The 13,395-nt window shown below is 57.2% G+C and carries 8 protein-coding genes; 7 read left to right on the top strand and 1 reads right to left on the bottom strand.

The features are described from left to right. Positions 1–84 precede the first annotated feature (84 nt). From ACCC96_RS19755 to ACCC96_RS19740, 4 genes are all read left to right on the top strand, one after another. Positions 85–1,170 (top strand): acyl carrier protein, encoded by a 1,086-nt coding sequence (locus ACCC96_RS19755; RefSeq protein ID WP_018927946.1) that lies wholly within the window; start codon positions 85–87, stop codon positions 1,168–1,170. An 84-nt stretch (positions 1,171–1,254) separates the two neighbouring features. Continuing rightward, positions 1,255–4,665, top strand: a complete 3,411-nt coding sequence (locus tag ACCC96_RS19750) for a beta-ketoacyl synthase N-terminal-like domain-containing protein (protein WP_258673840.1) — start codon at positions 1,255–1,257, stop codon at positions 4,663–4,665. Positions 4,666–4,724: 59 nt separating this feature from the next. Continuing rightward, complete coding sequence (locus ACCC96_RS19745; protein ID WP_019578642.1) at positions 4,725–5,201, top strand: polyketide cyclase; 477 nt, start codon at positions 4,725–4,727, stop codon at positions 5,199–5,201. A gap of 84 nt (positions 5,202–5,285) precedes the next feature. After that, complete coding sequence (locus tag ACCC96_RS19740) at positions 5,286–5,984, top strand: outer membrane protein (RefSeq protein WP_026345792.1); 699 nt, start codon at positions 5,286–5,288, stop codon at positions 5,982–5,984. 197 nt (positions 5,985–6,181) lie between these two features. Here the strand turns inward: ACCC96_RS19740 and ACCC96_RS19735 are convergent, their stop codons facing one another. Then, positions 6,182–6,958 carry an alpha/beta fold hydrolase gene (locus ACCC96_RS19735; protein WP_019648987.1) on the bottom strand — a complete coding sequence of 259 codons (777 nt, stop codon included), beginning with the start codon at positions 6,956–6,958 and terminating at the stop codon, positions 6,182–6,184. Positions 6,959–7,776: 818 nt separating this feature from the next. Here ACCC96_RS19735 and bcsQ point away from each other — a divergent pair. Genes bcsQ through bcsB form a run of 3 tightly spaced genes read left to right on the top strand, consistent with a single transcriptional unit; the run spans position 7,777 to position 13,390 of the window. Then, the gene (gene bcsQ, locus ACCC96_RS19730; protein WP_413696688.1) at positions 7,777–8,862 is read left to right on the top strand and encodes a cellulose biosynthesis protein BcsQ; all 1,086 of its coding nucleotides are present in this window, start codon (positions 7,777–7,779) and stop codon (positions 8,860–8,862) included. Further along, positions 8,859–11,090 carry a UDP-forming cellulose synthase catalytic subunit gene (bcsA, locus tag ACCC96_RS19725; RefSeq protein WP_413696687.1) on the top strand — a complete coding sequence of 744 codons (2,232 nt, stop codon included), beginning with the start codon at positions 8,859–8,861 and terminating at the stop codon, positions 11,088–11,090. The genes bcsQ and bcsA overlap by 4 nt, the downstream gene beginning before the upstream one ends. Continuing rightward, on the top strand, positions 11,087–13,390 hold the full coding sequence (bcsB, locus tag ACCC96_RS19720; RefSeq protein ID WP_413696686.1) for a cellulose biosynthesis cyclic di-GMP-binding regulatory protein BcsB: 2,304 nt from the start codon (positions 11,087–11,089) through the stop codon (positions 13,388–13,390). Before bcsA ends, bcsB begins: the two co-directional genes overlap by 4 nt. Positions 13,391–13,395 lie beyond the last annotated feature (5 nt).

Below are 13,395 nucleotides of genomic sequence, written 5' to 3'. Positions count from 1 at the left end.
ATTCACACAAGGCCCAACCCTGGGCCAAGACTTGTTATTTCTTGTTTGTAGAAAACATATACCGACTTTGGTTAGGAGAACCTCATGCGCTTCCAACTCAACGATGTTGTGCAGGAATTCATCGTGTCCAATGGAAAAATAGCCAACAGCTATTTTTCTCTTTCAGAAAAAATCATTGATTCACTGTGCGAGTCCAATATCGCAAAAGAATCAATATTGATGCGTTTGCTGGAGCAGGCAGAATCCGTCACCGCGCATTACTTCAATGCTCACCAACAAGTCCTCGAGGGCGTTTATGCCAATGGGATTGAAGCCCCCGTCAATAAAAACCTTGCGGTGCTGGAGCCCGTACACTCGAACCCGGTAATACTGGAATCGACACCTGTTGCGGAACAAACACCCGCCCTCAACTACGGGCAATGGCTGCGCGCCGAAATAAGTACGGTCACAGGATTCAAAAAAGAACAAATCGACTTCGATCAAAGTTTCGAAAGCCTGGGGATCGACTCTCTCGGCATGGTCGATATTTTCGAATCCCTGGCCCAGCATTTCCCGGAAAAGAAAGAGCTCACCTCGCAGCTCTTCGATGCCCCCACTCCTACCGCCTTGCTGGCGCGGCTTGAAGCCGATCCGCAGGCACCTGCCGTGGATGTCGAAGCATGGGTACTGGAACAACTGGCAAATATCACCGGTTTTACGGTTGACCAGATCGACCAAAAACAAAGCTATGAAAGCCTGGGCCTGGACTCCCTCGTGCAGCTGGACTTCCTGGAGTCGGTCGTCGCATTGTGGCCGCAACTCAAGGCCAACAGCACTGAGCTGGCCAACGCCAAGTATCCGCAGGCAACAATCGCCCTGATTAAAGCCGCCCTGGCCGCCCCCGAGTCGACATCAACACCCGCTACCGAAGTGCAAGCACCTGCCACAACGGACGACCAAGGGCAGGCAAGCAACCTGCTTTTCAACTCCCTGTCCCCCCTGATCCCGGACGCGCCACAGTCGATCGACATTGAGACGCCCTTTGCACAGTTGGGACTCAACGGTTTTGCCCGAGAAGCACTCTGCCAATCAATGGCGCAACAGTGCTCTGCCAGCGAGTTTGCCGGTGAAGCACTGATGTCGCGTCGTACGCCGCAGGACGCCTTGTCGCTTCTGGCACGACTGAGCTGAAGCACTGAGCCGCTGTAAAAAAATGGCATGGAATCCGGGTGATCGGACAGATCACCCAGCATTTTGGCAATCAGGAGACAGGGTATGAATGGCGCGGTAACAACAGAGGGCGACTTTTGCTTCAGCGCAATGGCCGGCGAGTTTCCCGGGGCTCCGTCAACGGATGCGCTATGGCACTTGCTCTCGCAAGGACAGATCGCTCCGATCAATTCGATGCTGACCCGCTGGGAACTGGATAAGGCGTCAATCTATTCAGCGAAGACAGGTGAAAAGGATCGCGTTTACCTGGACAGTGCTTTTTGCCTGACCGATGACGCATCAACCCCTTCACGGCATGAAGGACGGCAGGTCGCCATCGGTAAGAAAGTACTGCAGACACTCCTCGCCCAGCTTGCCGGACAAGGCTCGACACTGATCAAGGAACGCACCGCATTGGTGGTCGCAACATCCTGGAGCGACGAGAGTTATTTCGTCACAGGCATGTCCGGAAAAACCGAAGCACCACAGGGCTACACGCCGGGTGAACAAGTGGCTGAACTGGCGGCGGCTTTTGCCTTCGGTGGCCCGGCGTTATCGGTCGACACCGCCTGTAGTTCGTTCCCCTATGCAATCGACATGGCTCAGGCCCTGGTCAATAGCGGACAGGCGGATAACGCGATTGTCATGGCTCTGAACACCGTGCTGCCACCGGCACTGTTTCTGGGGTTCTCGCAGTTGACCGCTTTTTCCGCCCGGGCCCAAATGCAGGCATTCGGTCAGGACGCTGACGGTATTGTGCCGGGCGAATGTGCAGTCGCCTTTTTGGTCGAACCTGTATCGCAGGCCCTGATTGCGCAGCGCCGCCCCCTGGGCGTTTTACGGGCATTGGGAATGTCCGCCGATGGCGCCGAAGGTTCAGTGTTTGCGCCTGGCAAACAGGCCCAGTACACGGCTTACCAGCGTGCCTATATCGGTCTTGATCCCAATGACGTGGACTACATCGAAACCCATGGCACCGGTACTCCGCTGGGTGATGCGACAGAGCTGGACTCGCTGAACAGCTTCTTCGCCCCCCATTGCACAGACGGCAAAAAAATCACCATCGGTTCGATCAAGTCCGTCATTGGCCACCCACTGGCCGCCGCTGGAGGCGCTTCGCTCGCCAAGGCGCTGATGATCTTGCGTCACAAAGGGATTCCACCTCAGCCCGACTACCGAACCAGCGCAAAAGTCGACGAGACCAGCCTGCGACTGGCCACAAAGCAGATACAGCCCCTCGCGGACCGGCAGTCGGCGATCCGTATAGGCATCTCGAGTTTTGGCTTTGGCGGCGCCAATGCGCATCTGGTGGTGGATGAATATATTCCCGATAACCGCCCTGCCGTCCCTCTAAGCGCCCCCGGCGTGTTGATGCTGGACCTCGCGATTGTCGAGGCTGAAGCAGCGATCGGCAGTCACGGTTCATTGCAGTCATTCAAGCAACAGCTCGATCGGCCGGCAGCGCCATCGGTCAGCTTCCCTTATGGGCGTTTCGTTGATTACTCCCCTGCCCCAGGTCAGCCGTTACTGGGCCAATTCCTGGCGCAGGATCGCGTCATTGATATCGACGGTTTCGGCATGGGCCCCAAACCTCTGGCCCATGTCGATCCGTTCAAGTTGTTGATCACCGATCGCGTCAATCATTTGCTGCGACGCCTGCCGGGTGTGGCCGGCTCACCCGGCACGGCGATGGTCATGTGCTGCAACATGGGTGGGGAACGCTTCAGCAATGCGTACAGCAGCGCTCACACCTTCTACTCCCAGGCTCAAGGCACGCCACCGGGCGTGGAAGTAGCGGACGTGGCAACCATGTTGCCAAACATGTTGTCCGGCTACCCGACGCAGATTTTTGACTTCAAGGGTTTCCATCAAACACTGGTCGGAACCCCGGGTCTGTTCTGGCAAACCTTGCTGGCATCGCAGCAATGGTTCAAGAACGGCATAACCACACTGTTGCTCGGTGCAGGGCGCTTTATCAGCGGTGAAATCGAGATCGAGCGCGCCCGACATTCAGCGACGGTGCAAGGTGAAGGACTGGGGCTGATTGCGCTGCGTCCCTATCAACCAGACGCCAGCGACAAACCTTTACTGGTGATCCGCGCGGCGGTTCTCGCCCATGCCGCGAACTCGCTGGAAGAGGCTTGCCAACTGCTGGGCAAAGAGCGGAGTCAATACCAGAACATTGAAGTCTGCGAGCTGCAACCTGAGGCGACTCATGCCAGTGGATCTCTGCAAGAGATTACCGGTTTCCTGGCTGAAGCCAGTGGCATCGAAACCCTGTTGGCGGTGATGTTGAGTGCATCGGCTCACACGGTGATCGAGGTTCGCGAAGCCGGCAAGGCAGTGATGTGGTTGTTTACTGAAAAGCTTCGGGAATGGAGCACGGTGGCCGAACCCGCTCCTGCCATCAAGCATCCCTTTACCCTGCGTTTTGCTCACTCGGCCCACCACGAACTGCAGCAGGTGATCCCGCCTGCCCGTCCTGTCAGCCTTGTCCGCGAACCACAAAACGACGGCGTCGACGTGCTGCAACTCAGCGACATGCTGACCAACACTCTGCTCTCAGGGCTGCGTGTCCGGGTTCGCGCCATGGAGAGTCTTTTCGCCCTGCACCGTGGCACTGAAGTCCAGCGCCCAGCGCACTGGCAACGTTGCCCGGAAAACGTCGTAATCACCAACGTCCAGCGCGGCCCCCAGTCACTGCGTGCCCAGCTCGTGGTGAATGAAGCGCACCCTTATTTCTTCGATCACCCTCTTGATCACATCCCCGGCATTCTATTGCTCGAGGGCGTGTTGCAACTGATTGAACTCGCCATGCCGCCACTGAGTGGACGAGTCGCGTATGTCAAAACCCTGAATATCAAGTTCCAGCAATACGTACAAAAGGAGGGTGTGATTGATCTGCATCTGGAACAGGAAAAAGACTCCCAGGTGTTCAATGCCAAGGTCATGCAAGCCGGAAAGCTGATGTGCACCTGCGTCCTTGGGATGGCCTACAGCTCGGCGTTCGAGAAATCGCCCGCCGGCGAGTTCACGGCCACTCGCTGCCGTGACAAGGCCTTGCTGCACAAGGCCAGGGAAGAAAACGTCATCGTCAGTGACATGAGCGGCATCGCTCAGGGCTTGAGCGTGGACACGCTCAAACTGCCGGATGAGCACTTCTTCCAGGAGGGCGACCCCGAGCACTATTCGATGGTGTATTTCCTCGAAGTTGCCCGCCAGTGCTACATGCAAATTGCCCACAGCCATCTGCGGATTCCACTCAACACCCCGATGAACCTGCTGGCCTTGAGTTTCACCCTGGATCGGCCAATCCCCAGGAACAGTCCGCTGTCATTGGCACCGCAAGCGGGTTTTGACGCACAACAGCCGTTCAAAACCAATCGCATCTATATCGACCTGTTCAACCGGGGCGAGAAAATCGGTCAAGCCAGCATTACAGCTCAAGTGCTGAGTCAATCCGCACCCGCTGCCTGAGGCACTCAATTGATCCCACTCTCCCGCATGACCGTGCCCCCAACAATCAAGGTGTCGCCGTGAACGATGTCAAAGTGCAAGTCATAGTCAAATCGCCGCGTGCTGAAATCTGGAATATCTGGAGCAATTTTTCAGAAGCGCCGCTATGGGATACCGACGTTCGCCAGTGTGAACTCAATGGCCCGTTTCAACCTGGAACGCGAGGCAAATGCGTCCTCAAAAATGGCCTGAACATGCCGCTGAAACTAGAAGCAGTGAAGCTGCATGAAAGCTATCGGAACACGGCAAGACTGCTGTGGATCGACCTTGAGTTCGATCACCAGATGCGCAGGCTTTCCCCGAATGAAACCCAGGTCATCCATAGCGCGAAGATCTCTGGCCCCTTGAGTTTTTTATACCGCGGGCTGCTACGCAAAATGCTGACCGCGGCAATGACCACGGCACTGCGCAACCTGTGCACGTTGGCTGAACAACGAGCGAATGCCATCAGTACCCCAGGGCTCGAAAAACCTGGAAAGCATTTGCACCGTGTATGAAATATCCCGGGAGGGAGCGTGTTGAACGCTCGCTCCCTAACACCCCCCGCTTACTTATCGATAACGGCACACTTCGGACCGAGCATGAACCTATTTAAAAAACCTCTGCATCTCATGATGGGCGTCATTGGCATGGGCCTTATTGCCCCTGAGTCCAGTTCCGCCGACACGCTCGGCCCCTACGTCAGTGTCATGGGTGGTCTGAACTGGGTGGCTCCGCAGGACCTTAACCAGAACAACCTCGACTTTGTCGAGATGGAATTCAACCAACCGTTACACTCCGGCTACGCCACCGGACTGGCACTGGGCTGGCGATTCCCCATCGGGCTCAGACCTGAAGTGGAACTCAGCTACCGCAAAAACACCCTGACCCAGTTCAATAACCGGGTCTACGAAGGCGGCGGGAGCATCGACGGTAAAGGCGAAGAGGAAGCCACCAGCGTCATGGCCAACCTCTGGTATGACGTCTTGAACCTGCCAGCACCCTTCAGTCGGTTCACCCCTTACATCGGCGGCGGCCTGGGTTACACCACGCTGTCGGTCAGTGGCCTGGAAGCCGGCGGCGTCCAGTTCGGCGGCACTCATCGCGACACCGTATCGGCCTATCAACTTGGCGCCGGTATAGGTTACGAACTCACCGAACAATGGTCCATGTCCCTGGATTATCGATACCTCAAGACTCGCGATGCGCACTTCGGTGACATTCAGGGCCTGCCCCAAGGCGATGTACGCACTGACTACAGCGCCCAGTCATTAATGCTCGGCCTGCATTATTGGTTCTAAGCGGTTAAACAGATCGGCGCCTTGCAAGGCGTCGCTACGGCAAGCCGGTGAAACGCTTCGGCGCAGGGGCTCACCGGCTGATTAACTGACTGACGACCACCCGTTCAAAAATCGATCAAGGCACAAATGAGTTCCTCACTTGATGCCTTGATTCGATACTTGACCCTCTGCCTACCTACACTTCACAAGTGCAGGAATCACATCGCCGCAGCCGCTTTTTCAATCAGCCGGGCTACCGGTTCCGGGTTTGAAACCATCACGACATGGGAAGCCCCTTTAACGACTTTCACCACCTTGGCCTCGGCTCGCTTGGCCATGAATTCCATGGCCTGCGGTGGAATGTTCTTGTCCTTGTCACCATAGATGTGCCAGGACGGAATGTGCTTCCAGGCAGGTGAACCTGACTGCTCGTTCAGCGCCGCTTCGGTAACCGGGCGCTGAGTCGCTGCCATCAATGCCGCCTGCGCGGCGGGGACGTCAGCGGCGAACTGATCGTGAAACTTGTCCTGCTGGATGTACAAATCCTTGCCACCATCAGCCAGTGCGACAGGCGCTGCGAGGGCTGGGCCGAGGGTACTCCCCGGGAATTTGCCGGCTAGCCCGGCGACCGTTTCGCCCGCCTCGGGCGCGAAGGCGGCGACGTAAACAAGTGCCTTTACATTGGCATGGTCGTTGGCCGCTTCGCTGATGACGTTGCCACCGTAGGAGTGGCCGACCAGCACAACAGGCGACTTGATGCCATCGAGCAACGCAGAAACAGCAGCGCCATCACTCTTCACACTGCGCAATGGATTGGCGGCGGCCACAACGGGGTAGCCATCTTTTTCGAGGATCTTCACCACGCCATTCCAACTCGAAGCATCGGCAAAGGCGCCGTGTACGAGAACGACAGTAGGCTTTTCAGTTTGCGCCGACGCGTTGGCGCCGATGATCAGGCTAACGGTGCAGGCCAGAGCGGCCATTACTTTTTTCATTGGAAACTCCTTGGGTGGTTGAACTATTGAGCGAATCGCGAGAAGGCGAAGTCGTGGTTCTGTACTCCTGCACAACTTTGTATCAACTGCCTTGATCGCAATCTTGAGCAACTGTGCTGTCTTGGACGTTGGCCGCTACCGCGCCAAGGCTGAGCACGGCAAACATTGAAGTGATGCTGAGGTTCTTCCAGTTCATGTCGATATCTCCAGACGTTGAGTGATCCTGTGAGACGGCTTGTGCTGTCTCGTTGGAGTTCATTTGACGCCGATCAGGTATCCCGGATGTGTCACCAACCGCCCATAAAAGAAACAGTCCGTATCGGCATGCGGCCTGGATACACAGAGATACATTTGTGCTAGCAGTGGTGAAACTTGATAAACATAAAAAAGAGACCGATGTTGCTCTTTTCAATTTTCACAAGCTTAAACGAAAGCCAATAGAACAATAACTTTAGCGAAAAACGCGACTCACACTCCGCCCCATTGAAATCGAAGAGATTTCTTTTATCCCTGGAACAGGAATACTCGGAAATTATTTCTTCCGACAAATGCACTTATTACCTGTTACCGCACCACACATCATTGGACAGTTATTATTTTTGCGCACTTCAACATTCACACTTTATACAAACATCACAACACACAAATAACACTTGGACAAACACCAACATGACTCGCTGACTTTTTATAACAATTATTGACACACCTACATGGAAACCCTAAATTAATGGCACTCTGCCAACGCCTAGACGACGCATCAACTTTGTTAAGTTAATGGAATGCTGAGTTTCTAAGTTATTTCATTCCTGGTACAACGCATGAAATATGTAGATGACATTACGAAACTCTTTACACGTTTTGGCGCAAATGCAGAGACTTACCAGGAAATACAACCAAACTATAAAGATTTCAAAGACGACCCGGTTATACCTGCGGTGGCTGAGCCAGAACCGCCGGTCGAGCCGGTGAAAAACACTGTCCTCTCGCCACCATCGCCCAAATCCCCTCCCCTGACCGAACCACCTGCGAGTTCCGCTACCGGTGACCGTCAGCGTTTGAGCGACCTGTTGCGTGAACTCAACCAGGTTCGCCGAGACGGTCTGCCAGAAACGATTCACAAGCGGACGAAGGCGAAGGTCATTGCCATCGTTTCAGCGAATGGCGGGGTGGGTAAAAGCACCGTCGCCGCTGGCCTCGCGAAAACACTTCGGCACCTTGGCGGGCGAGTCATCGCGATTGATCTGGACCCTCAGAACGCGCTGTCCAGCCACTTGGGTATCACCCGGCCGGCTCCCGGGCTGATCCAGCTCAAAGAACAGGACGCCGACTGGAGCGCTCATCGCCTGCCGGGCTTTAGCGAGAGTGAGTGCCTGCCCTTCGGCACTGGCGAGCTGAACGAACGCCGCTTGCTCAGGCAGATGCTGCTTGAAGATGCTGACTGGTTGAATCAGCACCTTGCGTCGATGAACCTCAGCGAAAACGATACCGTGATCCTGGATACGCCTTCGGGTGCGACCGTCTATTCGCAACAGGCACTCGACGCCGCCGATCTGGTGCTGGTGATGACGGTGGCCGACGCGGCCTCCTACCTGGCACTGGACACCATGACCCAGTGGCTGGAAACCAGCCTGCGACGCGCACAGCGGCAGCGGTATGTGCTCAACCAACGGGATGACTCCCGTGCGTTCAGCAGGGACATGGGCGTGCTGTTTCAGCGACGGCTCGGCGCTAACCTGATCGGGACGATTCGCCTCGATCACCAGTTCAACGAGTCGCTGGCCTATGGTCGGGACCTGTTGCAGTACGCACCTGAGAGCATTGGCTGTCAGGACATTCTGTCGCTATCAGCCGCGGTCCATTCCCTGCTGTTCGCGGATGCTTCCAGCCAGCAGGGCACGCCATGACCGTCCAGCTGAATCAGCTACCTGCAAAGACCTGGTGGTTGCAGAAGCTGCTGGATAGCTTCCAGGATCGCTTTAGCCAATGGCCCCTGCGTTGGCGCCTGGGCCTGAAAATCTCAGGCGGGCTGATTGCAGCATTGCTGGTGCTGGGTATCCTCACTGCGCCGCAGAATCTGTATTCCCAGGCCGTGTTTGCCTCCGTCTGTTTTGCCGCCAGCCTGATCATCCGCAAGCAAACCGGGCGTCTGGCGATCCTGACCCTGATCACCCTCTCGCTGATCGCTTCGTTGCGTTACATGTACTGGCGCCTGTCCGACACCCTGGACTTCGACAACTGGCAGGATGCCGTATTTGGCTACGGGCTGGTGCTGGCAGAACTGTATGCCTTGCTCGTCCTGGTCTTCGGCTATATACAGACCGCCTGGCCGTTGCAACGTAAACCGCAGTTTCTACAGCAGCCACCCGCGCAATGGCCGACGGTGGATGTGTTCATTCCCACCTATAACGAAGCATTGGGTATCGTCAAACTGGTGGTACTCGCGGCTCAGGCCATTGACTGGCCCGAGGGCAAACTGCGGGTGCACGTGCTCGATGACGGACGCCGGGAGGAATTCAAGGCTTTCTGTCAGAAGATTGGTGTCAACTACATCACCCGCGATAACAATCAACATGCCAAGGCCGGCAACCTCAACGAGGCACTCAAGGTCACCGATGGCGAGTTCATTGCCGTATTCGACGCCGACCACGTGCCCACCCGCTCCTTCCTGCAAATCACCATGGGCTGGTTTTTAAAGGACCCGAACCTGGCGTTGCTGCAAACGCCGCACTTTTTCTACTCACCCGATCCGTTCGAAAAAAACCTCGATACCTTTCGCTCGGTACCCAATGAAGGTGAGCTGTTCTACGGCCTGGTGCAGGACGGCAACGACCTGTGGAACGCGGCATTCTTCTGTGGCTCCTGCGCGGTCATCCGGCGGACTCACTTGCTGGAAGTCGGCGGCATCGCCACCGAGACCGTGACCGAGGATGCGCACACGGCACTCAAGCTCAATCGCCGTGGTTTCAACACCGCTTACCTCGCCATTCCACAAGCGGCGGGACTGGCCACCGAAAGCCTTTCCCGACACATCAGCCAGCGCATACGCTGGGCACGGGGCATGGTGCAGATTTTTCGGACCGACAATCCCTTGTTTGGCAAAGGGCTGAACCTGGGGCAGCGCATCTGCTACCTCAACGCCATGATGCACTTTTTCTACAGCCTGCCCCGCCTGGTGTTCTTGACCGCACCATTGGCCTACCTGTTTTTCGACGCGCAGATTTTCCATGCCTCGGCGTTGATGGTCACGGTCTATGTGCTGCCGCATATTTTCCACTCCAGCCTGACCAACTCCAGCATCCAGGGGCGCTTCCGCCATTCCTTCTGGAACGAAGTGTATGAGTCGGTGTTGGCCTGGCACATCATGCGACCGGTACTGCTCGCCCTGATCAGCCCTTCGCTGGGCAAATTCAACGTAACCGACAAGGGCGGCACCGTCGAAAAGGACTATTTCAACTGGAAGCTCGCGCGGCCTTACATCGTCCTGCTGACCTTGAACATGATCGGTCTGGCGATCGGCGTGGTGAAACTGGTCGGGAGTGATTCGGCCGAGGTCACTACCCTGCTGATCAATCTGGTCTGGACCGTGTACAACATCATCATCGTCAGCACCGCCGTGGCGGTGGCCACTGAGTCCTCTCAGGTGCGCAACGAGCCCAGGGTGCCCGCGGATCTACCCGTGCGCGTCTATCGCGAAGACGGCACATCGTTCGATTGCATAACCCGGGATTTCTCACAAAACGGCGTGGGTCTGGTACTGCCACCGCAGGTTCAGCTCAGCGCCAAAGAGAAGCTGCGGCTGTGCATTCTGCGCACACCTCCCTCAAGCCTCTTTCCCGCAACAACGATCTTCAGCAACGACAACGTGGCAGGCGTGAAATTCGAGGGTTTGACCCTGCGCCAGCAAAGTGAGCTGGTGCGACTGACCTTTTCACGGGCCGACACCTGGGCCAACACGTGGGGCAACGGCCGCCTCGACGCGCCAATGTCGGCGTTGCGCGAGGTCAGCAGCATTGGCTTGCGCGCCATCCTGCGCTTGTTCGTTGCCACCCTGAAGGACAGCCAGGCGCTGCTGCGCAAACGCCCGGACACTCCATCCCCTATCGACCCCACCGCGGACACGCAACGATCTTGAAGCCTTCCACTCGCCGGACCTTTCCTCCTCGTCGCTCACTCATGCTGCTCGCCTGCTCACTAGTGGGCTGGAGCGACTGGGCGTTGAGTGCTACTACCCCAATCAGCGCCACAGAGCCGGCGGTGATGCCGGTCGCATCGTTGCCCGGGACCGATGCCCCGAGCAACAGCTATACCCGCACCCTCAAGGAGCTGGGTAAAAGCTATTCGATGAACCTTAAAGGCGTGGAGGCTACCGACAGTGTGAATTTCGATGTGCGCGCCGATGAAGTCGTCACGGCTGCGCAGGTCACACTGCAGTACAGCTATTCACCGGCGCTGCTGGCCGACCTTTCGCAAATCAACGTGCTGATCAACGATCAAGTGGCCGCCAGCCTGCCCCTCCCGAAGGAAGAGGCCGGTAAATTGCAGACCCGGACCGTGCAGATCCCGCCGCAGACCATCACCGAATTCAACCGGCTCAGCCTGCAGTTCATCGGTCACTACACGATGCAATGTGAAGACCCTCTGCACTCCAGCCTGTGGGCCAAGATCGGCAACGAGAGCCAGCTGAGCCTCCAGGTGTCCTCGATTAAACAGCCCAACGACCTGTCCGCTCTGCCTCTGCCCTTGTTCGATCGTCGAGACGCTTCGCCCCTGAAGCTGCCCTTCGTGTTCACTGCGCGCCCAGGCGGCCCTGAGCTTGAGGCCGCCGGTATCCTGTCGTCCTGGTTTGGCGCCCTGGCCAGCTACCGCGGCGCAACCTTCCCCGCCAGCCTCACCAGCCTGCCGGCCAAAGGCAACGCCGTGGTGTTTGTCAGCGGCGGCGAATCGACGGCCTTGAGTGGCTTGCCGATCAAAGAGGCCACGGGGCCGACATTGACACTCGTGAGCAACCCGAATGATGCTCAGGGCAAACTATTGATCGTCTCCGGGCGCGATGGCGCCGATCTCAAGGTCGCCGCGACCGCGCTGGCCCTCGGTGGCTCGGCTTTTTCCGGGCAGAGCGTGGTGATCGACCGGATCGACTCGCTCAAGCCACGTCGACCGTACGACGCGCCTAACTGGCTGCCCTCCGACCGCCCGGTTCGCCTGGGTGAACTGGCGAACCCCGCAGAACTCAATGTGTCAGGTTACAACCCGGGACAAATGACGGTTGCGCTGCGCTTGCCACCCGACCTGTTCAACTGGCGTGAGCCCGGCGCGCAACTTGACCTGAAGTACCGCTATACGCCGCAACCGGTCTCCACCAATTCCTCGTTGCTGGTCAACTTCAACGATACCTTCATCAAGTCGATCGATCTGCCTTCGATCGAGAAACTCGGCAACAGCGACAGCCTGCTGGCGATGCTCAAAACCGACGACAGCCTGGCCCGCACGTCACGCATGCTGTTGCCGCTCAATTCCGTAGCGCTGCAATCACGCCTGCAATTTCGCTTTATGTATGACTACATCAAACAGGGTGACTGCCGCGACATCATCATCGACAACATGCGCGGTGTGATTGACCCGGACTCGACCCTGGACCTCAGCCAATACGAACACTTCATGGCCATGCCCAACCTCGGGGTGTTCAAGGACAGCGGCTTCCCGTTCACCCGCATGGCCGACCTTTCTGAAACATCGGTGATCCTGCCCAATGAGCCAGGTCCGGCCGATCTGAGCGCCTATCTGACCGTGCTGGGCCGCTTCGGCGACTCCACCGGTTATCCGGCCACCGGCGTAAAGGTGGTCCACGCCGACCAGGTGGCCGAACAACGCGACCGGGATTTGCTGGTGCTCGCCTCGGGCAACAATCAGCCGCTGTTGGAGCAATGGCAAAGCCTGCTGCCGGCCAAGGACGAAGCTGCTGCGCAGTACTTTGAACTGTCTGACCTGCCCTTGCGTCTGCGCAACTGGATCAGCCCGGATACGAAAACCAATCTGCGTGAAGCACGCAACAGCTTCAGGTTCAGTGCTGACGACGGCAGTGCTTATCTGACTGGATTCGAATCGCCGCTCAAGAGTGGGCGCAGTGTGGTGTTTATCGCCAGCGCAAGACCCAACGGCTTGGCCGACGTGACCAACGCCCTGCTCAGCAACGAAGAAAACACCCACGAGTTGCAAGGCAGTCTGGTGGTGGTCAAGGGCAAGCATGTCAAATCGCTGGTCGCCGAACAGGACTACTACGTCGGGAGCCTGGGGCCATTGCGTTATCTGCAGTGGTACCTCTCGCAAAACGTAATGGCGCTCATGCTGTTCACACTCCTCGGGGTCCTGCTGCTTGCTTCGATGACTTACCTGGCCCTGCGCTTACGGGCCAAACGTCGTCTTGGCCAATGAGCTGC

The organism is Pseudomonas sp. Pseusp11, from assembly GCF_047304405.1.
Lineage (GTDB): Bacteria > Pseudomonadota > Gammaproteobacteria > Pseudomonadales > Pseudomonadaceae > Aquipseudomonas.
Note: the sequence above shows the minus strand (reverse complement) of the source record. Positions and strands in the feature narration are given on the sequence as shown.

Excerpts from the sequence above, each read along its gene's own strand:
- ACCC96_RS19735 (WP_019648987.1), bottom strand. The coding sequence starts at position 6,958 with ATGAAAAAAGTAATGGCCGCTCTGGCCTGCACCGTTAGCCTGATCATC.
- bcsA (WP_413696687.1), top strand. The coding sequence starts at position 8,859 with ATGACCGTCCAGCTGAATCAGCTACCTGCAAAGACCTGGTGGTTGCAG.
- ACCC96_RS19740 (WP_026345792.1), top strand. The coding sequence starts at position 5,286 with ATGAACCTATTTAAAAAACCTCTGCATCTCATGATGGGCGTCATTGGC.
- bcsQ (WP_413696688.1), top strand. The coding sequence starts at position 7,777 with ATGAAATATGTAGATGACATTACGAAACTCTTTACACGTTTTGGCGCA.
- ACCC96_RS19750 (WP_258673840.1), top strand. The coding sequence starts at position 1,255 with ATGAATGGCGCGGTAACAACAGAGGGCGACTTTTGCTTCAGCGCAATG.
- ACCC96_RS19755 (WP_018927946.1), top strand. The coding sequence starts at position 85 with ATGCGCTTCCAACTCAACGATGTTGTGCAGGAATTCATCGTGTCCAAT.